At 72.6% G+C, this 20550-nt stretch carries 14 protein-coding genes, 1 tRNA gene and 2 pseudogenes; 10 read left to right on the top strand and 7 right to left on the bottom strand.

What is annotated here, in order from left to right; all coding sequences use genetic code 11:
* Positions 1-89 precede the first annotated feature (89 nt).
* From ACQPW6_RS16130 to ACQPW6_RS16110, 5 genes are all read right to left on the bottom strand, one after another.
* Complete coding sequence (locus ACQPW6_RS16130) at positions 90-389, bottom strand: hypothetical protein (protein WP_433890333.1); 300 nt, start codon at positions 387-389, stop codon at positions 90-92.
* 138 nt (positions 390-527) lie between these two features.
* Positions 528-1961, bottom strand: coding sequence for a PrsW family intramembrane metalloprotease (locus ACQPW6_RS16125; protein ID WP_433890332.1), 1434 nt, complete (start codon positions 1959-1961; stop codon positions 528-530).
* A gap of 143 nt (positions 1962-2104) precedes the next feature.
* Positions 2105-2902, bottom strand: a complete 798-nt coding sequence (gene trmB / locus ACQPW6_RS16120; protein WP_433890331.1) for a tRNA (guanosine(46)-N7)-methyltransferase TrmB — start codon at positions 2900-2902, stop codon at positions 2105-2107.
* 354 nt (positions 2903-3256) lie between these two features.
* Entirely contained in the window at positions 3257-4558 is a 1302-nt protein-coding gene (lhgO, locus tag ACQPW6_RS16115; protein ID WP_433894547.1) for an L-2-hydroxyglutarate oxidase, read from the bottom strand.
* A 352-nt stretch (positions 4559-4910) separates the two neighbouring features.
* Positions 4911-6326: an MFS transporter gene (locus tag ACQPW6_RS16110; protein WP_433890330.1), complete on the bottom strand. Its 1416-nt coding sequence runs from the start codon at positions 6324-6326 to the stop codon at positions 4911-4913.
* Positions 6327-7239: 913 nt separating this feature from the next.
* Here ACQPW6_RS16110 and ACQPW6_RS16105 point away from each other — a divergent pair.
* Both ACQPW6_RS16105 and ACQPW6_RS16100 read left to right on the top strand, forming a co-directional pair.
* The gene (locus tag ACQPW6_RS16105) at positions 7240-9759 is read left to right on the top strand and encodes an asparagine synthase-related protein (RefSeq protein ID WP_433890329.1); all 2520 of its coding nucleotides are present in this window, start codon (positions 7240-7242) and stop codon (positions 9757-9759) included.
* A 202-nt stretch (positions 9760-9961) separates the two neighbouring features.
* The gene (locus tag ACQPW6_RS16100) at positions 9962-11173 is read left to right on the top strand and encodes a DNA polymerase III subunit delta' (protein WP_433890328.1); all 1212 of its coding nucleotides are present in this window, start codon (positions 9962-9964) and stop codon (positions 11171-11173) included.
* A 39-nt stretch (positions 11174-11212) separates the two neighbouring features.
* Here the strand turns inward: ACQPW6_RS16100 and ACQPW6_RS16095 are convergent, their stop codons facing one another.
* Complete coding sequence (locus tag ACQPW6_RS16095; RefSeq protein ID WP_433890327.1) at positions 11213-12148, bottom strand: NADP-dependent oxidoreductase; 936 nt, start codon at positions 12146-12148, stop codon at positions 11213-11215.
* 103 nt (positions 12149-12251) lie between these two features.
* Between ACQPW6_RS16095 and ACQPW6_RS16090 the strand changes: the two genes are divergently transcribed.
* The 6 genes and pseudogenes from ACQPW6_RS16090 to ACQPW6_RS16065 form a co-directional block, all read left to right on the top strand.
* Positions 12252-12653, top strand: a complete 402-nt coding sequence (locus tag ACQPW6_RS16090; RefSeq protein WP_433890326.1) for a winged helix-turn-helix transcriptional regulator — start codon at positions 12252-12254, stop codon at positions 12651-12653.
* 309 nt (positions 12654-12962) lie between these two features.
* Positions 12963-14153: a hypothetical protein gene (locus ACQPW6_RS16085; RefSeq protein WP_433890325.1), complete on the top strand. Its 1191-nt coding sequence runs from the start codon at positions 12963-12965 to the stop codon at positions 14151-14153.
* A gap of 124 nt (positions 14154-14277) precedes the next feature.
* Positions 14278-15912 (top strand): alpha/beta hydrolase, encoded by a 1635-nt coding sequence (locus ACQPW6_RS16080; protein ID WP_433890324.1) that lies wholly within the window; start codon positions 14278-14280, stop codon positions 15910-15912.
* 111 nt (positions 15913-16023) lie between these two features.
* Positions 16024-16100 (top strand) — tRNA-Thr (locus tag ACQPW6_RS16075).
* Between the two features lie 270 nt (positions 16101-16370).
* Positions 16371-16475, top strand: a pseudogene (locus tag ACQPW6_RS16070) (transposase family protein); the annotation flags it as partial.
* 75 nt (positions 16476-16550) lie between these two features.
* Positions 16551-16757: pseudogene (locus ACQPW6_RS16065) on the top strand (IS1634 family transposase); the annotation flags it as partial.
* Between the two features lie 188 nt (positions 16758-16945).
* Here ACQPW6_RS16065 and ACQPW6_RS16060 read toward each other — a convergent pair.
* Positions 16946-18331: an MFS transporter gene (locus ACQPW6_RS16060; protein WP_433890323.1), complete on the bottom strand. Its 1386-nt coding sequence runs from the start codon at positions 18329-18331 to the stop codon at positions 16946-16948.
* A gap of 125 nt (positions 18332-18456) precedes the next feature.
* Between ACQPW6_RS16060 and ACQPW6_RS16055 the strand changes: the two genes are divergently transcribed.
* Together ACQPW6_RS16055 and ACQPW6_RS16050 are read left to right on the top strand one after the other, a co-directional pair.
* Positions 18457-19344, top strand: a complete 888-nt coding sequence (locus ACQPW6_RS16055; RefSeq protein ID WP_433890322.1) for a helix-turn-helix domain-containing protein — start codon at positions 18457-18459, stop codon at positions 19342-19344.
* Positions 19345-19516: 172 nt separating this feature from the next.
* Positions 19517-20215, top strand: a complete 699-nt coding sequence (locus ACQPW6_RS16050) for an SDR family oxidoreductase (RefSeq protein WP_433890321.1) — start codon at positions 19517-19519, stop codon at positions 20213-20215.
* The last annotated feature ends 335 nt before the right edge of the window (positions 20216-20550 follow it).

The following is a 20550-nucleotide window of genomic DNA, read 5'->3' as shown; positions in this document are numbered from 1 at the left end:
GGAACCCGACGGCCCTGGCGAAGTCCCCCCGACGCCAGGGCCGTCGGATTTTCCGCCCCGAGGACCCCGCGCGAGCGCGCAAGGCAGCCCTACTTGCGCCCGGCCAGCACCCACGAGGCCGCGGCCATCCCCCCGGCGACGGCGAAGACCGCCGGCCAGGAGCCGACCTTCTTGGCGAGCGGGTGCGACCCGGCGAACGCGGCCACATACGCCCCGGTGAGCACCACGGCAGCCGGCGACCCGGCCCGCTCCCGCCACTCCCGCGCAGCCACCGCCCCCGCCGCGGCAAGCGCCACCCCGCCCAGCTCCCGCCGCCTGGTCCAACGCGCCACCCCGTACCCGCCGATCAAACCCCCGGCCGCCACCGCACCAGCGGGAATCCCACCCATCCCGTCCTCCTCCATCCCAAAGACCCCCGCCACCCGAAAGCCCACCCCGAGGCTAACCCCCACCCCCGACACCCCTCCGCCGGAGGCCCTCGTGCAGCCGGCCGCCGGGGGTACGGGCGGAGGCCGGTGCTGGATCGCCTACAGGTGCCGGCCGCCCGGTGGGGCGTGTTGGTGGGGTGGGTAGGGGGGCCATCGTGCGGGCCAGGGAGGTGGGGGTGGGCGGAGGGTCCAGGTGGATTCGGCCAGGGAGGGCTGGGCGCAGGAACGGCGGTGCCACAGGTGGTGCAGGAGTTCGGCCTCGCGGGCGGCGAAGTCGGGGGTGGACAGGCCGCGGGTGGCCGCCGCGCGGAGCAGGGCGAGGTGGGTGGCGAAGACGGTGTAGTCGCGGACCGCGCGGGCCCCGGGCTCGCCGAAGCCGCGCCGGGCGATGGTGCGGGCCAGCGTCCGGGCGCGCATCGAGGCCAGGGCGAACGGTTCTGCGGGCGACAGCCAGCCGGCCGCCGCGTAGGCCGGCAGCGTCGTCCGTATCGTGCGCAGCACCTGCGCCCGCGCCCAGAACGCGAACCACACGACCAGCCCGAACACGGGCAGCATCACGGCCACGTACACCGTCAGAAAGCTGACCGGCGACAGCTGCGAGGAGGTGTTCCACACCCCGTGCAGCACCATCGCCGTGCCCCAGCCGCACAGCGGCGCCAGCTTGCGCCAGATCCGCCCCGGCGGGGTGAGCGCGGCGACCGCGAAGCCGATCCCGGTCATCGATGTGAACAGCGGGTGCGCGAACGGCGTCATCAGCACCCGTACGAAGAACGTCGCCGCCGTCGCGGAGCCGAGGAGGGACGAGCCGAGCGCCTTGTCCTCGCCGAAGGCCGACCCGATGTAGAGGATGTTCTCGGTGAACGCGAAACCGGTCGCGACCAGCCCGCTGAGCACGATCCCGTCCACCAGGCTCTCGAAGTGCCGCCGCCGGAACAGGTACAGGAGCAGGATCGCGGTGCCCTTCGCCGTCTCCTCGACCAGCGGTGCGACGAACGTGGCACCCCAGCGGTCGGTCTGCGAGGGGCTCGCGGAGAAGGTCGTGGCGAGCAGTTTGGCGCCGTACTCGTTGGCGAACAGCGCGACCAGCGTCGCCGCGCACGCGCCCCACGAGAAGGCGAAGACCACGTTCTGCCAGGGGCTCGGCGCGACCCGGTCGAGCCACAGGAACGCGCCGAGCAGCAGCGGCACCGGCAGGATCGCCAGCGCCAGGCCGACGAGGAAGCTCTCGGTGCCTATGTGATCGCGCACCACCGCGAGGATGATGATGCCGCACACGGCGAGCGACGTGAACAGCGCGCCGGTGCGGACGGCCTTGCTCTCCCAGAACGGCCGCCGCGGCGCGTAGTGGACGGTGCTCGGCGGCCCGGCCGGCTCTGCTGCCGAACCAGGGTCGGCGGGAGCGGATCCGTCGGCACCGGGGCCGGCGGAACGGAATCGGGACGATCGGGGGGCGGGTACGGGTACAGGTGCGGGTACGGGCTCGTAGGACTCGCGACCGGAGTCGGGCGAGGGCGAGTACGAGTACGTGGACACCTGTCGACAGTACGGGTGGCGGGCGGTGCTACGCGAGGGTGTGTACGGGGGCGCGTGCCGGTGTGGTACGCGGACGTAGGGGGCGCGTACGACGGCTGTACGCGCTCTTCGGCCGCGCGGTGACGTTCAGGTGAGCCGTGCGGTTACGCCCGGGTGAACAGCAGGTCGCGTACGACGTGGCCCTTGGCGAGGCCCTGCCGCTCGAACTTCGTCTCGGGGCGGAAGTCGGGGCGCGGGGCGAAACCTTCCGCCGGGTACTGGTTGACCAGGCCGGGAGCCGCCGTGAGCACGTCGAGCATCTGCTCGGCGTACGGTTCCCAGTCCGTCGCGCAGTGCACGGCCGCGCCCGGGCGCAGCAGCGGGGTCACCAGGTCGAGGAACGGGGGCTGGATCAGCCGCCGCTTGTGGTGCTTGCCCTTGGGCCACGGGTCGGGGAAGTAGACGCGCAGGCCGGCGAGGGACGCGGGCGGCAGCATGTCGCGCAGCAGCACGATCGCGTCGCCGTTGCCGACCCGGACGTTGGTAAGGCCGCCGCGGTCGGCGAGCGCGAGCAGATTGCCCTGGCCGGGCGTGTGCACGTCCACGGCGAGGATGCCGGTGCCCGGGTCGGCGGCGGCCATCCGCGCGGTGGCGTCGCCCATCCCGAACCCGATCTCCAGGACGACGGGCCCGGGGCGTTCGAACAGCGCGTCGAGGTCGAGCGGCGAGCCGTCCAGCTCGACGCCCCAGGCGTCCCACAGCCGGTCGATGGCGGCGGCCTGCGCGACGGTGATGCGGCCGCGGCGCGCGTGGAACGAACGGATCCGGTGCTCGTCGTGCGAGCGCGCGGGGTCGGCGGCCGGTCCGCCGGGGAACCTCGGGGTGACGGTTTCGCCGGGGCGCGGGGACTGCGCGGGAAGCGCCGGCGGCGCGGCGGCGGGGGTGTGAGGTGAGCGGGGCACAATGCGCACAATTCTACGGGGCCTGGAGGGGACCCCGAGCGGCCGGAGGTTCCGGCGAGGCCCGCGGTCCCTGCGGGGGGCGGGTTTGTGCGGCCCGGCTGTGGCTGGTCGCGCAGTTCCCCGCGCCCCTTACGGGTCCCGGCCGCCCCTCGGCGTGAGCGCACCGCTTTTCAGGGGCGCGGGGAACTGCGCGCTCAGCCCAGTGCGGGGCGCGGGTCGGGGGCGGCCGTGACCCTTGCGGCGGGTGGGTTTGGGCGGCTCAGCCCACCGCTGGCCGTGGGGCCGGGGGCGGCCGTGGCCCCCGCGGCGAGCGGCCCGTGCGAGCCGGCCCGCAGGGCCGTTCGTGCTCCGGGGTCACAACGCCTCAAGCACTCGCCGCGCCACCTCCCGCCCGATCGGGAGCGAAGCGGTCGCCGCAGGCGAGGGCGCGTTCAGGACGTGGACGAACGGGCCACCTCCCGCGAACAGGAAATCGTCCACCAGCGTGCCGTCAGGGAGCACCGCCTGCGCGCGGACGCCCGCCGGGGCCGCGCGGAGGTCGGAGGGGCGGAGGGCCGGGAGGAGGCGGCGGGCCTCCGCCGTGAAGGCGCGTTTGGACAGCGAGCGGCGGATCTCCCCCGCCTCCTGCCGCCAGTGCCGCCGCGCGATCCGCCACGTACCGGGGAACGCCGCCGTGTCCGCGAGGTCGCGCAGCCGTACGGTGCCCCGCCGGTACCCCTCGCGGGCCAGCGCGGGAACGGCGTTCGGCCCGAGGTGCACGCCGCCGTGCACGTCACGCGTCAGGTGCACGCCGAGGAACGGGAAGTCCGGGTCGGGCACCGGGTAGACCAGCCCGCGCACCAGCCCCCGCCGCCCCGGCGCCAGCTCGTAGAACTCGCCCCGAAAAGGAACGATCCGCATCCCCGGATCGTCCCCGGCCATCCGCGCGATCCGGTCGCAGTGCAGCCCCGCGCAGTTGACCAGCACCTTCGTCCGCAGTCGAGCCGCCGGCGTCAGGACGGTGACCGTACCGTCCGCCTCGCGCGCGATACCGACGACCTCCTCGCCGTACCGGATCGAACCGCCGCGCCGGGGCGCCCCGCCGGCGCCCGAGCCGCCGTCCGCGCCCCCGCCGTCGTCCGGCGCCGTCACCAGCCCGGCCAGCGCCCGCGCCACCGCGCGGAAGTCGCAGATCCCGGTGGTGCCGACGTGGATCGCGGCGAGCCCCGCCACCTGCGGCTCGTACTCCGCGATCTGCGCGGGCCCCAGTTCGCGCACAGGGATGCCGTGTTCGCGCCCGCGCTGCACGAGCGCGTGCAGCCGGGGCAGCTCGGCGTGCTCGGTCGCGACGATCAGCTTCCCGGTGATCTCGTACGGGATGCGGTGCGCCGCGCAGAATTTCGCCAGCTCGGCGCCGCCGGCCAGCGCGTACCTGGCCTTGAGCGAGCCCGGCCGGTAGTAGATGCCGCTGTGCACGACGCCGCTGTTGCGGCCGGTCTGGTGCTGCCCCGGCCCCGGTTCCTTCTCCAGGACGGTGATCCGCAGCCTGGGCGCGGCCAGCGACAGCGCGTACGCGGTGGCCAGCCCGACGATGCCGGCGCCGATCACGACGACGTCCTGCCGTAACGCGTTCTCGCGCGCCTCGCCCGGGCGCGGGCTCGGGCTCGGTGGGGACATCGGCATCGGGGGGCTTCCTCCGTACGTTGCCCGGGGGACGGACGGTGCGGCGATCTGACGGTGTGACGTTCGGACGGTCATGCGGTCTGACGATCTGGCGTTCGGACGATGCGGCGGTCGTACGGTCGTACGGCCACGCGGTCGGACGGCCGTACGTTCAGGCCGCGTTCGCGCGCATATCCGAACCAGCAGCGCGCGCAACCGTCCCGACGCGCCCGAACCTACGTGATCATTCCGGCCCGCGGGAGCCGCCGCGACCCGTTAACCGAACCCGTCCACCGTCCGCTCGTCCGCCGGTCTGCCGCCGTTCACCCGATCACCCGTTCACCTGTTCATTCATCCGCTCACCCGCTTACGCCGGCGCCGCCAGCAGCGGCCTGGCCCGCTCCCGCAGTTCCAGTACCCGCGGTTCGTCGTTGTACGGCTCCAGGCGGTGCATCAGATCGCGTACGTACTCGGTGGTGCGGGCGGAGGAGATCCGGCCGGCCACCTCCACGGCCTTGGTGCCGGCCGCGCAGGCCGCGTCCAGATTGCCCGACTCCAGTTCGGCGACGGCGGACACGACGAGCCGCAGCCCGTGCGAGCGGACGAACTCCTCGGTGGGCCGGGCGAGCGCCTGCTCGGTGAAGCGCTGCACCTGGCGCGGCACCCGCAGGTCGCGGTAGCACTCGGCGGCGTCGGCGGCGAGCCGGTCGTAGGAGTAGAAGCCGAGCCAGCTCGGGTCGGCGTCGCCCGGGCGGGACCGTTCGAGCAGCGCCTCCGCCGCGGCGAGCGACGCGCCGCAGGCCGCGCCCTCGCCGGCCTTGGCGTGCGCGCGGGCCTCGACGAGGTGGAAGAAGCTCATGGTGCGCGCGGTGGCCAGGCCGCGGTTGCGCTCCAGCGCGGCCTGCGCGAGGTCGACGCCCTCGTCGGAGAAGTTGCGGTAGGTGGCCTGAAGCGACATCGACGCGAGCACGTAACCGCCGAGCGGCACGTCGGCGGCGGCCCGGGCCAGCCGCAGCGCCTGGATGTAGTACCGCTGGGCGGCCTCCTGTTGGCCGGTGTCGAAGGCCATCCACCCGGCCAGCCGGGTGAGTTCGGCCGTGGCGCCGAACAGCGCGCGGCCCACGTCGTCGCTGTACGAGCCGAGCAGCAGCGGGGCCGCCTCGACCCGCAGGCACTCCGGGACCATGCCCGAACGCCAGTCGCCGCCACCGTACTTGGAGTCCCAGCGGCGGGCGTCCTCGGCGGCCTCGCGGAGCTTTCCGACGTCGGTGTGCCCGACGTGGTTCATGCCCGGCGCCGGTGCGTCCCGGGCCACCGTGGCGTCGGCCGGGGTGATCAGCCAGCGCGATGCGGGCGTCACGTAAGCGCTCACTGCGAAAGATCCGGCCAAGCTCTGCCAGATGCCCCCGCCGCCGGGTCCGCGCCGCCCGGCGAGGTCGAGCCGCCACAGATCGGTGGCCGATTTCACCGCCTCGCCGATGTCCCGCGGGAAGGCCAGGCCGACTTCGGGAGCCGGGTCGGCGTCGGCGAGACCGATCTCGTGCAGCGGTACCGGACGGCCCAGTTTGCTGGCGATGGCCGCCGCGATCAGATGGGGCGCGGCGCCCTGCGGGACCATGCCCTTGGCGACCCAGCGCGCGACCGACGTCTTGTCATAACGCAGGGTCAGGCCGCGTTGCGCGCCCAAGTCGTTGACCCGGCGCGCCAGTCCGGCGTTGCTGATGCCCGCCAGGGAGAGAAGGGTGCCGAGCTTCTCGTTCGGCCCGCGGTGTTCTCTGTTCACTGCGGTTCACCTCGTGATGCCGCTGGGGGGCAGGCCGGCCGGCCTGGTCTTGTCAAGGGTGCGGGGATCGCCCTCCCCTGGAACCCGGTGGAACTCGATTCAGCCACCACGGAAGCCGCCGCACGGCGAGCGCGGTGCAAGTGCCGGGTACCCGGGCCGCGCGTACAGGTGCGAACCGGGTACACCCAGCGTAGTTCGCCGCATCCCTACCGTTAAGAGCCTTGTGTCGGATGGCGCGAATCCAGCCCCTTACCAGAATGCCGGTTGGCGCGTGCTCCCGGTATATGTGGCCGTGCGCCCGGCCGTGCGCTCTGTACCAAAACGGACGGCGGCCGTTGGATGGAGGCCGTGGGTCGGCCCGCGCTCTCCGCTTGCGGCTACGACGGGGAACGGCGGGCCAGGGGGTTCCGCTGCCACAATCCCCGCGGGTGGCGGACCGGCCCGGGAGGCCGCACACGCTTCCCGGGCCGTTGACTCCCTTTGCCGCAAGTGCCGTTGGCGGTCGCCGGCGGCCTCCCAGGGTGTCCCGCAGGTGCCGGTGGCGAAGATCCGCGGCGAAAAACCGTCGCCAGGCGGCGCCTTGATCACCCGGCATATGAACTGCGGCATGTGCCGCAGAGTTTGGCGCGAACCAGACGTTTCGGCGCGCGCTTGATCCACCGTTCGATCCGGCACCGGGTCCGACCTGGATTCGGTTCACCTCCTGACCGGTTACTTCTCGCTCCTTGTTCTTTTTCTCCCGTTTCATGGGTGCTTACCGAGCGCGACCCGGCGCTGCTTGGTGTGCCCATGCGCCTCTTTGCGCGCCTCCACGTGGCAGCATGGTCTTTCGGACGTCAGACGTGGCGGCCGGTCGGGGCGAGTGGCGGTCGAGCCCGCGCGCCGGCTGTCCACAGCCTGTGGAGGCGGCGCGATGCGGTGGTTGGTGGGGTGGAGCAGTGCCATCGCGAGCCGGATCCCCGGTGCCCCGGCCCGGTCGCGTTCGCTCCAGCCGGTCGGCGCCCAACTCCTGTGGGGAGACCCCGATCCGCTCTGGGTGGTCGGCGACTGGCGGCCCGACGAGGTGCGGGTCGTGCACGCCGACCCGGGCGGCGGCTCGTCGTACGGCTTCTCCTACGGCGAGGGGTTCGCGCACGGGTACGGCAGCGGCGATCCCAGCGGGCACGAGGGTGCCCGTGGCCACGACGGTGACCGCAGGGGTGGCGGCGACCGCAGGAACGGCGGTGCGGCGTACGGGGATTACGAGTCGCCCGGCGGCTACGGGTCGGAGGGCGGTTCCGGATCGTCCGGCGGTTACGGGTCGTCCGGCGGTTACGGGTCGTCCGGCGGTTATGGGTCGTCCGGGCCCGACGGCGCTTACGGTGCCTATGGCGATCCGGCGTACGGCAACGGGTACGGCGCCGGCTCCGGGTCCTCGCCCTCGTCGTCGTCCGGTCGCCAGGGCGGCCAGTCCGGCGGCCAACGGGGCGCCCGCAACGGCTCGTTCAACGGCGCCGGCAACGGCCAGGGCATCGCCCGGCTCGCGGTACTCGGCCGATGCGGCGCCAGCGACGCCGAGTTGCGGCTCGGCCTGGTCGCCGCGCGCGGCGGGGCGCTGCGCCATGTGACGGCCTGGCCCGGCAGTTACACCGCCGTGCTCCAACTCGGCCGCCGGATCACGGTACTCGGCGACCTGGCCGGCGCCCGGCCGGTCTTCCACACCCGGTGGTCGGGCGGATCCGCCTACGCCACCGCCGCGTTGCCGCTCGCCGACCTGATCGAGGCCGGCCTCGACGTCACCCACCTCGCCGCCCTGCTCGCCTGCCCCGACTCGCCCGAGGCCCTCGGCGACGGCACCCCGTACGTCGGAGTGCGCCGGGTGCCGCCGGGCCACGCGCTCCACCTGCGCGACGGTGCACCGGAGATCACCAGCTACGAACCCACCGCCTCGCTGGCCGTCGGCCACCAGCCCGCCAACTCCGCCGACACCGAACTGGCCGTCGAGGGCGTACGCGACGCGCTGATCGAGGCGGTACGCGCCCGGCTCGCGCAGCCGCGTTTCGTGCCCGACCCCGGCGACGCGCCGGCCCCCGGCATCGGCGCCGACCTCTCCGGCGGCAGCGCCTCGGCCACCCTGGCGCTGCTGGCCGCCGGGCTGCCCGGCATGCCGGGCATGCTGCCGGGGCGCGGCTCGCTGGCCGGCGAGCGGCTGCTCGCGGTCACCTTCAACGACCTGGCGGTCCAGCTGTCCGGCGGCGGACTCCAGGCCCGCGAGGCGGAGTTGGAACGGGCCAGGTCGATGGCCACCGACCCGCGACTGCGGCACGTCGTCGTACCCGGCGGCGAAGAGGCGCTGCCCTACGCCGACTTGAGCACCGGAGCGCTCGGCCCGCTCACCGACGAACCCGGCCCGTCGCTGGTCGTCGCCGAACGGCACCGGCGGCGGCTGGCTGCGGGCGGCGCCGACCACCTCATCGGCTACGGGGCCAAGCAGGTGCTCGACGCGCACCCGGCACGGCTGGCCGACCTGCTGATGGACCGGCGGCGGCGCCATCTGGTGCGCCCGGTGGCCGCGTTGACCCGGGCCGACGGGGCCGCGAGCCCCGGGCACTCGGTGCTGGTGCCGTTCACGGTGCCGATCACCGTCTACCGCGCGGCCCGGCGGCTGGCCCGCACGCCTTATCAACAGGGTGTGGAGGACGCGGCGGTCCGGCTGCTGCAACGTGACTTCGGGTATCCCGACGACGGAACCGGCTCCGGGGGCGGCGGGGGCGGACCGCTCGAAGCCTCACTGGCCGCGATGTCCTGGGTGCGGCCGGGGCCGGCCGCGCGCTGGCTGACCGGGGAGGCGCTGGCCGAGGTGGCCGTGCGGCTGCAGAACGCGGCGCGCCGGCCGTGGCCGATGGAGCGGCCGGGGGAGCGGCGGGCCAGGGCGGCGCTGGCCCGGCACGCCGCTGACTACCGGGTCTTCGAGCAGGCGGTCGCGGTGCCGGGGCAGCGGCTGCACGCGCCCTTCCTCGACAACCAGGTGGTGCGCGCCTGCCGCGCCCTGCCCGGCGCGCTGCGGGTGCGGCCGGGGGCGCGCGCCGACGTGCTCCGCGACGTCCTCGAAGGCGCCGGCGTCCACGAGCTCCCGCTCGGCTGGGGCGCCACCTCCCACGCGCCGACGGCCGCGGCGGCGCGCGCGGGCGTCCGCGCCTCCCTCGACCCGCTGCTCGACCTCTTCGACGCCCCGCTGCTCGCGGACGCCGGCCTGATCGACGCGCGGGTGGTGCGCTCCGCCCTCGAAGCGGCCGCCGACGGGCAGCCGGTCTCGCTCGACGGCCTCGGCGAGCTGGTCTCCACCGAGCTGTGGCTGCGCCGGCTGCTGGCCCGCCGCGGGTCGTGCTGGACGGGCACGGACGCGCCCGAGCAGCGGGCGGTGGCCAGCGGGGTGCAGCGGCTGGCGCTCTGATCGGGTCCCTGACGGGGGCGGCGGGGCGCGGGCCGGACGGGTCCGGGGGCCGGGCGCGGGCCGGCCGGGTCCGGCGGGGCTGGGGCGGGGCCCGGGTCTGCTGCCGGGCGCGGGAATGTCAGACCCGTACGCCAGAATGGGACGCGGACCGGGACCCGCACCCGGGCCTTGATCGTCAGCCTCCAGGAAGCGACCGCAGGCCATGCCCGTATGGGACGACGTAGTCGGCCAGCCCCACGTGGTGGCCGAGCTGTCCGCCGCCGCCGCGGACGCCGACGCCCAGGTGACCGCCCAGGCGGCCGGCGAGCCCGCCAAGACGGCGTCCAGCATGACGCACGCCTGGCTGTTCACCGGCCCCCCGGGCTCCGGCCGCTCCACCGCCGCCCGGGCGTTCGCCGCCGCACTGCAATGTGTAAGCCCGGACCGCGCCCTGGGCGCGCCCCCCGGCTGCGGCTTCTGCGACGGCTGCCACACCACCGTGATCGGCACCCACGCCGACGTCGAGTTCGTCCGCACCGACCTGCTGTCGATCGGCGTCAAGGAGACCCGCGACCTGGTCCGCCGGGCCACTCTCTCGCCGTCCGGCGGACGCTGGCAGGTGATCGTGATCGAGGACGCCGACCGGTTGACCGAGGGCGCGGCCAACGTCCTGCTCAAGGGCATCGAGGAGCCCGCCCCCCGCACGGTGTGGCTGCTCTGCGCCCCCTCCGTGGAGGACGCGCTGCCCACCATCCGCTCCCGCTGCCGGCTGCTGAGCCTGCGCACCCCGTCGGCCGACGCCGTCGCCGAGGTGCTCAGCCGCAGGGACGGCATCGACCCGCGGCTGGCCGCGGAGGTGGCACGGGCCACCCAGGGGCACATAGGGCGTGCCCGACGGCTGGCCACCGACGAGTCCGCCCGCTCCCGCCGGGCCACCGTCCTGCGGCTGCCGCTGCGCGTCGCCGACATCGGCGGCTGCCTGCGCGCCGCGCAGGAACTGGTGGACTCCGCCACCGAGGACGCCAAGGCCGTCGCCGAGGGCATGGACGCCAAGGAGACCGAGGAGCTGCGCACCGCGATGGGAGCGGCGGCCGGCGCCGGCGGCCGGATGCCGCGCGGCACCGCCGGGGTGATGAAGGACCTCGCCGACCGGCAGAAGCGCCGCTCCACCCGCACCCAGCGCGACACCCTCGACCTGGCGCTGACCGACCTGGCCGGCTTCTACCGCGACGTCCTCGCCGTCCAGCTCGGCGTCGGCGGCAGCATCGCCAACGTCGAGGCCCAGCAGGGCATCGAGCAGATCGCGTCCTCCTCCCGCGCCGAACACACCCTCCGCCGGATCGAAGCGGTGCTCGCCTGCCGCGACGCCCTCGACCGCAACGTGGCGCCGCTGCTGGCCGTCGAGGCGATGACGCTCGCCCTGCGAGCCGGCTGACCCGCCCCGGCGCGGGCTTCGCCGGCCGCGCCCGGCACCTCAGCGCACCGTCAGGACGACCTTCCCCTGGAGCCCGCCGGCCTCCACCAGCTCGTGCGCCTTGGCCGCGTCCCGCAGCGGGAACGTCTGCGTGACGTACGGCCGCAGCCTGCCCTCGTCCACCAGCCGGGTCAGCGCGTCCAGGCCCGGGTAGTCGGGTTCGACCGCGATCCCGCTGAACCGCAGCCCCGCCGCCTCCGTCTTGGCACGCAGCTCGGCGTTGGAGTGGTCGACGGCCGTGACCAGGTGGCCGCCGGGCCGCAGGCTGGCCAGCGACCGCTCCCCGTTGCCGCCGCCGACCACGTCGAACACCACGTCGGCGTCCCGCACCGCCTCGGTGAAGTCGGTGGCCTGGTAGTCGACCACCTCGTCGGCTCCCAGCGACATCACGAAGTCCCGCTTGCCTGCGCTCGCCGTGCCGATCACATAGGCCCCGCGCGCCTTGGCGATCTGCACGGCCACGTGCCCGACGCCCCCGCCCGCCGCGTGGATCAGCACCCGGTCGCCGGGCCCGATGCCGGCGTAGTCGACCAGGCCCTGCCAGGCGGTGAGCCCGACCAGCGGCAGCGCGGCGGCGTGGACGTGGTCGAGGCCGGCCGGCTTGCGCGCCAGCATCCGGCTCGGCGCGACCAGGTACTCGGCGTTGGCACCGGCTGCCCGCGGGAAGAACGGCATCCCGTAGACCTCGTCACCGACCGCGAAGCGCGACGAGCCCGCCCCGACCTCGCTGACCACACCGGAGACGTCCCAGCCGAGGACGAACGGCGGCCGGCCGAGCAGCGGCACCTGCCCGGACCGTATGTACCCCTCCACCGGGTTCACCGAGGTCGCGTGCACACGGACCTGCACCTCGGTGAACGTCGGCCTGGGCACTTCCGTCTCGGCCGCGACGAGTACCTCGGGGCCGCCGAAGGCGTCCTGGACGATGGAAAGCATGGCCCGCTCCAAATCCGCTGATGGTCTGTCGAGTTCGTGCTCCCATCCTTGGGCGGTAGGTATCTCTTGTGAAGTAGGCACCTTCCAGGTATATAGACGACTCATGGATACCACTCACAGCCTGCGAGGATACGGCGGCGCCGACGCCTATCTGCGGAACTGCCCGTCTCGCACCGTGCTCGACGTACTCGGCAGCAAGTGGACCGTGCTGATCGTGCCCTCCCTCACCTCGGGCCCGATGCGCTTCGGCGAGCTGCGCCGCCGGCTCGACGGCATCACGCAGAAGTCGCTCACCCAGGCACTGCGCCACCTCGAGCGCGACGGCCTGGTCACCCGGACCGTCTATCCGACGATCCCGCCGCGCGTCGACTACGCCCTCACCCCGCTGGGCGAAGAGGCGTCCGCCCTGCTGGAATCGCTGCGGGCGTGGGCGGAGGACCACATGACGGACATCCTCACCGCCCGCACCGCCTACGAGTCCCGCCCGGACCCCCTCCCCGTCTGACCTCCTCTCTGGCTCCCTGACCTCTCGTCCCACCTCTCGTCCCGCCTCCCGTCCGAGCTGCTGCCTGACCTCCCGTCAGTGCGGGCCCGGGCGCCGGCGCCTGCCCGGTGGCCGGCTCCGGGCGCCCGGCCGCCCGGTGACTCCTCCCTCCGCCGAATGGGCGGCTCGTGTGACGCCTTCGGGTGATCGCGGGCCCGCGACCGTAACGGCTCCCGACCCGCGGGCCCGCCCCGTTGCAAGGTGCAGACAGCGCTCCCACCTGCTCCGATGGTCCCCGGGGGGCGCAGCCGTCCCGAGGGGTTTGCCGTTGTGGCCGACGTCGTCCTGTCCGTGTCGCTGCTGCTGGCCGCCGCGGCGGCGGTGATTCTCGCGCTGCGTGCGGTGCGGCACTGGTGGTCCGAGCGCGCCGGGCAGCCGTACGAACTGCCCGCCGATCACCGCGGCACCATGCTGTGGGCTGCCGCCGCCGGGGTGGCCGCGGTGGTGGCCGTCGTCCTGGCCGTACCGCTGCTGGTCGGCGGCGGACCGGCGAAGCCCGGCCGGGGAACGCCGGCGGCAGCGCCCCCGCCCGTGCTCGCTCCCGCACCGGCGCACACACCGCAGCCCGCTCCGCCGCCGCCCACCGTTCGCACCATCGGATACCCCGCCGGGGGCACCCTTCAGGAGTTGCGGGACGGCACCCGCGTCTGGCTCCCGCCGCACTACGACTCCGCCCGAGCGGCCGGCCTCAGCTACCCCGTCGTCATCGCCCACCTCCCGGCCGACCCGGCGCAGGCCCCAGCTCCAGCCCCGTCCCCGGGGTCCACCGTTCCGAATGCCGCCGCCCCGCACGCCGCCATCCCGAACGGCACCGTCCCGAACCGCACCTCCAGTTCCGCTCCAGCTGCCACCTCCTCTTTCGCTGCCACCTCAGTCACCACCGACCCCGATCTCTATGACGGCTTCGCCATCCAGGCCAAACGCGGCCTCGCCGACCCCTTCGTCCTCGTGCTGCCCCGCGACTGCGGCCAGGACTCCGCCGCCGTGCTCGCCGAAGTCGCCACCCGCTACCGCACGTTGACCGCCCGTTCCGCGCGCGCCGTCATCGGCGTCGGCACCGCCGCTCCCTGCGCCGTACAGGAAGCGCTCGCGCACCCCGACCGCTACCGCGCCGCCGCCGGCGTATCCGGTACGTATCCACCGCTGCCTCCTTCCTCCGGCTCCGCCGGTTCTGCCGCCTCGACCACTGCCACCAGTCCCCGTACCTCTCTGCTACTCGCCTCCGCCACCGGCGAGGTCGCCCCGCGCGCCGCCGCCCTCCGGCTGCGCACCGTGCTGCACGCCCGTGGCGACGACGGCGTACGGATCATCGACGGGGTCCGCACCCGCCGTGAGCTGCTCGCCCTGGTCTCCGGATACCTGACCGAGAAGCTCGACGGACCCGCGAGGCCCGCCCACCCCGCGAAGCCGACCGCCCCCGCGAAGCCCAGCGGCCTCAAGAAGTCCGTACCCAGACAGTAGCTCTCTGTAATCGAGCAATCCAGCATAAATCCTGGAATCACCCATTCGTGTCCACCGCCCCCGACCGCCCCGGTCCTGGACGGTTACGCTCAACTCACCCTCGACGGGAGGATCCGAGCCGCCCATGCACTCCAAGCGCCCGCTCCACATCCCCGCCATCGCGTCCGCGGTGACCGGACTGCTCCTGCTGCTGTCCGCCTGCGGCTCCGACGGGGGTGGCCACCGCGCGGCGGCCTCCTCGGCGATCCCCGGCGCCAGCGCGTCCGATACGTCCGGCGGGTCGGGAACTTCCGACACCGCCGGGACGTCAAACGGATCAAGCACGCCAGGCAGCTCCGGCACGGCCGTCCCCGCCGACCTGGCCTCGTACTACGGGCAGAAGTTGTCCTGGCACTCCTGCGGCGCGCCGGACTTCGACTGCTCCTCGCTGACTGTCCCGCTCGACTACGCGCACCCCGACTCCTCCCACGACCTGCATCTCTTCGTCGCCCGCAAGAAGGCGAAGGGCCCGGGCAAGAAGCTCGGATCGCTGCTGGTCAACCCGGGCGGGCCGGGCGGCTCCGCGGTCGACTACCTCCAGTACGCGGCCCTCGGCTACCCCGCGCCCGTCACCTCGCGGTACGACATGGTCGCCGCCGACCCGCGCGGCGTCGCCCGCAGCGAACCCGTCACCTGCCTGACCGACGCCAAGATGGACGCGTACACGGCGATCGACACCACACCCGACGACAAGGCGGAGATCGACAAGATCACCATCGCCGACAAGAGCTTCACCGCCGGCTGCGAGCAGCGCTCCGCCAAGCTGCTCGACCATGTCTCGACCGTGGACTCCGCCCGTGACATGGACGTGCTGCGCGCGGTGCTCGGCGACCAGAAGCTCAACTACGTCGGCAAGTCATACGGCACCTTCCTCGGCGCCACCTACGCCGGCCTCTTCCCGCAGCGCGTCGGCCGGCTCGTCCTGGACGGCGCCATGGACCCGTCCGTGGACGCGCTGGAGAGCAGCCGCGCCCAGGCCGGCGGGTTCGAGGTGGCCTTCAAGGCGTTCGCCGCCGACTGCATCAAGCAGGCGGACTGCCCGCTCGGCAGCACCTCCGTGACCGACGCGGGCAACCGGTTGGACGCCCTGTTCAAGTCGCTCGACGCGCACCCGCTCAAGACCGGCAGCTCCCGCAGCCTCACCGAGGCGCTCGGCACCACCGGTGTGATTGCCGCAATGTACGACCAGGGCTCATGGCCCACCCTGCGCGGCGCCCTGCAGAGCGCCAACAAGGGCGACGGCGGCCCGCTGCTCCAGCTCTCGGACAGTTACTACGAGCGCGACGACAAGGGCAAGTACTCCAATCTGATGTACGCCAACGCGGCCGTGAACTGCCTCGACCTGCCGCCCGCGCTCTCCTCCCCGGCCGACGTCGAGAAGGCGCTGCCGTCCTTCCGCGCCGCGTCCCCGCACTTCGGTACGACCCTGGCCTGGTCCTCCCTGGTCTGCGGCTACTGGCCGATCAAGGCCACCGGCCACGCCGCGCCGATCTCGGCCAAGGGCGCCGCCCCGATCCTGGTGGTCGGCACCATCCGCGACCCCGCGACCCCCTACGCCTGGGCGCAGTCCCTGGCCTCCCAGCTCTCCTCCGGCCACCTCCTCACCTACGACGGCGACGGCCACACCGCCTACGCCCGCGGCTCCGACTGCATCGACACCGCGGTGAACGCCTACCTCCTCGAAGGCAAGGTCCCCCCGGACCACAAGAAGTGCACCTGACCAGCCCGTTTCCCCACCCCCCACAAGATCCCCGCCCGGTCCTGACCACCCCCGACAACCCTGTAGACTTGGCGCCGCTGCGCCTGCCACCCTTGGCAAGCCCCGCGGCACGCCGCCTTAGCTCAGTTGGCCAGAGCAACGCACTCGTAATGCGTAGGTCTCGGGTTCGAATCCCGAAGGCGGCTCCAAGGTGAGCCCCAGGTCGGTCCTCTGACCTGGGGTTTCTTGTTATGGTCGACCTTGGAATTCGGTCTAAACGGACACGTGCGGTCTACGCATCGCAATGCGTGGGTCGCAGGTTTGGGTTCCGTGACCGTATAGACGACTCGGGCTTCTGAACTGGTCTTTTGCTCATCTGGGACGGTTGGGCCGGGTATACGCGATGGGGCTCGGTGGACAGCCGGTGGACAAGCGTGCGTGATGCTCCGTCAGAACGGGAAAGGTAGCTCTGAGGTGCCCCGTGGGCGCGGCATGACGCGGGGCACACCCACGACTTCGACCAGCAGGTCGCCTGGCTGGCCACCGAGTGCTCCAACTCCGCCACCGCCCAGCTGATGCGCATGCCGACGGCACCGAGTGGACCGCCAGGTCCGCGAGGACCTGCCCGAGGGGAAGCTCACGCGGGTGGTCTGGGTCGCGTCATCTGCCACAATCCCGGCCAGGCCACACGCGATGCCGGCATCCGCGCCGAACTGATCGCCCAGCTCGAAGAGGCCATCAAGGGATCCGACAAGCTCACACCGCTCAATCGCGCTGAACTGCGCGGGAAGTTGTCCACCAAGCCCGGTCTGCCCCGCTTCCTGCGGGCCACCCCCGGCGGACTGCTGCGGATCGAGACCAGCTCCCGCCCAGCGCGCCATCCTCGCCGAGCTCGGCATCACCGAGCCCAAACGCATCATCACCCTGGAACCGGGCACGCCCGGCTGACCAGCAGGAACACACCTGCCTGGACACACGCCGATCCGGCGTGCGCTCACGCATATCCGCAGGCCAACCGACGTTTTCGTATACAGACATCCCTGTCACCGTCCCGTCAGGTACCGCCGCGCGGCAGCATGAGGGCTGAGACCGTGGTGGCTGTCAGCATCACAGCCGCGACGCACAAGGCGACCCGCAGACCCACAACGAACTCACCACGGTCCGCGACCAAGGCCCCGAAGACGGCCACGGCGAGCGCGCCGCCCGTCTGCCGGAAGGAGTTCAGGATCCCGGCGGCCATTCCGGCCCGATCTGCGGCGATGTCGTTCAGCAGGATGGCGGTCAGGGAAGGTACGAGGAGACCCAGGCCGAGGCCGACCGGGATGAGCATCGCCGCGATCACTGGTCTGCTGGTGCCCTCGTCGATCCAGAGCAGGCCGAACATCGCCAGCGCGAAGATCGCTTGTCCCATGGCGATCGGGATCCGCGGCCCAAAGCGTGCCGCAGCCCTGGCCGAGGCCAGGTTGGCTCCGGCGATCACGGCCATCATCGGTAGGAACATCAGCCCCGCGGCCATGACGGACAGGTTCAGAACGTCCTGAAAGAACAGGCTCAGCACGAACACCAGCCCGTAGAACGCGGCATTGACGACGAAGCCGATCGCGACCGAAACCGTCACGGTGCGCGAACGGAAGAGGTCGAGCGGGACCAACGGCGCGGCGGTACGTGCCTCGATCATGATGAACGCGGCCGTCGCCACTGCGGCGAGCCCCAGGCAGCCCAGTACCACGGGCTCGCCGAAACCGTTCTCCCCTCCGTCGATCACCGCGAAGGTCAGCGCCGCGAGCGCGACGATCGCCGTGAGCTGGCCGTACGGATCGAGCGGCGCGGCACGGCTCGGCGAGCGCTCCGCGCGGGTCAACACCGCGAGGGTGGCGATGCCGACGGGCAGGTTGACGACGAAGATCGCCCGCCAGCTCAGAGTGCTGGACAGCACCCCGCTGGCCACCGGGCCGGCGGCAACCGCGACGGCTCCGCCAACGGTCCACAGCGCGATGGCCCGTGCCCGTTCGGCCGCGTCCGGGAAGGCCTGCCGGACGAGGGCCAGCGAGGAGGGCAGCATGATCGCCGCCGCGCTCCCCTGGATCAGGCGGGCGGCGATCAGCTCGCCCAGCCCCGGCGCCAGTCCGCAGGCCGCCGAGGCGACCGTGAAGACAGCGACGCCGGCGCCGAACGCGCGGCTCGCCCCGATGCGGTCGGAGAGCGTGCCCGCGGACAGCAGGAGTGCGGCGAACATCAGCGTGTAGGCGTCCACGATCCATTGCAGTCCCGCCGTGCTGCCGCCGAAGCTCCGCCCGATCCCGGGCAGCGCCACGTTCATCGCCATGGTGTTGAGGTTGAGCAGAAAGATGCCCATGAACGTGGTCGCCAGGATCAGCTTCGGTGCGGCCGTGCCGTGCCGGGCATCCTGTGACGCACGAGCTGGTTCAAGAGTGGTCATCCGTCCAGACTGGTGAGGCGCGCGAGGGCGAGGCAGACCGTGATCTTCCGGGGTGCGCCATAGGTGGGTGTAACAGAGCCAGGCTCCGGGCTGGCTCCCTGATCACACGCTGGCAGAATGACGACATGACCGAATTCGGGAAGTTCCTGCGGGCTCGCCGTGGCGAGGTACGCCCGGCAGACGTCGGACTGCCCGCCGGAACCGGCACGCGCCGGACGCCCGGTCTGCGCCGGGAGGAGCTGGCGGCGCTGGCCGGTGTGAGCATCGACTACTACATACGTCTGGAACGCGGCAAGGAGACCCATCCGAGCCCCTCCGTGGTCGAGGCGCTGGCCCACGCGCTCCGCCTCAACCAGGAGGAGAGCGGCTTCCTGCACGAGCTGGCGGCGCGGGCGGCGCGGCGTGCGCCCGAGCCCCGTCCCCTGCCGTCACGGCGGGTCCGTCCGACCGTCACGCAGCTTCTGGAGACACTCCGGCCCAACCCGGCGTACGTTGTGAGCCGCACAAACGACCTGCTGGCGGCCAATCCCGGCGGGCTGCGGCTGCTCCACGGCATCGCCGACTGGCCGGAGCGGCAGCGGAACACCGTCCGGTACAACTTCCTGCACCCGGCTGCGCGCGAGCTGTGGGCGGACTGGGAACAGAAGGCCAAGGGGTCCGTCGCCCAGTTGCGGGCGATCGCCGGCACCGATCCGGATGCCCCGGATCTCGCCGCCCTCGTAGGTGAGCTCATCGTCAAGAGCCCCGACTTCAACCGGCTCTGGGAGCGGTACGAGGTGCACACGATCGGCGACGGCGAGAAGACGCTCCGACACCCGGAGGTCGGCACGATGACGCTCTCGCACCAAGGGCTGTCCCTCAACCGCACACAAGGCCATCGCCTCATCATCTACATGGCGCCGCCCGGCAGCCCGGACCACGACAAGATGACGCTCCTCGACCTCGCCGCCTCCGGCCCGTCCGTCGGTTCCGGTGAGACGGCGCCCGTCTCACCCGCTCGGAGACACGGCTAGGCGCTCACGAAATCCCGATCGACAAAAATGTTGTGGCGGCGCAGGCCGCCCTCTGTTCGTGTTGCGTCACAACATCATGATCACGGAGGGCCTGCATGCGCCAATCCAGTGTTCACTGACGCCTGGCGCCCTGGCGCGTTGCCGATACCGCGGCGAATGAGGAGGCCGTCCCATGGACCCCGTCACGTTGATCACCGGCGGTTCGAGCGGAATCGGTGCGGCCACTGCCCGTGCCCTGCTCAAACAAGGTCACCAAGTGGCCATCACCGGCCGCGACGCCGATCGGCTCGCCGCGTTCGCCACCTCCACCGCAGCGGGGGAGCGGCTGCTGACCATCAGTGGTGATGCCGGTGACGAGAGCCATATCGCCTCAGCTGTGAGCCAGGTCGCGGGCCTGTGGGGCCGATTGGACACGGTGATCGCCAACGCCGGCTTCTCGCTGCCCGGCACCCTGGAAGACCACGACCCTCAGTCCATGCGTGCCATGATTCTCACCAACGTCCTCGGCCCGGCTCTGCTGGTGCGCGAGACGCTGCCGCACCTGAGGGTGTCCAAGGGCCGGATCGTGATCGTCGGTTCGGTCGCAGGCACCAGAAACACGCCCGGCAACCTCTACTCCGTCACCAAGTGGGCCGCGCACGCCTTGGCCGAGAACGTCCGGCTCTTGGCGACCAAGGATGGCGTAGGCGTCACTCTTGTCGCCCCAGGGGTCGTGGACACCCCATTCTGGAACGAGCGCGGTGGAAGCCCTCAGGCGGCACCAACTCTGACCGCCGAGCAGGTCGCCGAGGCGATCCTCTTCGCCGTCAACCAACCCGGAGGCGTGAATGTCAACCACCTCGTCATGCGGCCGGTCGGCCAGGTCGGTTGATCTCATTGTGCGGTCAGCCGTGGGCGACGCGACCGCGGACCACGGTATCGGCCGTTGACCGACGGATGTCCGCCCAAGCGGATCAAGTCCAGAGTCGTTGCTCAGACGAGGTGCCATCGGGTGGCGATCCGTGGAGGAAGGCATCCGCGGATCGCTTGTAGAGTTTCGATAGTGGCCTTCGCACGCCTCTCCAGCCGGTCAGCAGAGTCGTTGGCGGCCCATCGGCGGTCTCGCCGGCAGGCCGGTGAAGAGCCCACCGGTGGACGGCCGGTGGACAGACGCCTTTGGACGGTGCATCACAGGGCGGCACGGCTTGACCTGTTGCACATGCTCTG

This window comes from Streptomyces sp. CA-111067, assembly GCF_050956065.1.
GTDB lineage: Bacteria > Actinomycetota > Actinomycetes > Streptomycetales > Streptomycetaceae > Actinacidiphila.
The sequence above is the reverse complement of the archived record's forward strand: the minus strand, read 5'-3'. Positions and strand labels throughout refer to the sequence as shown.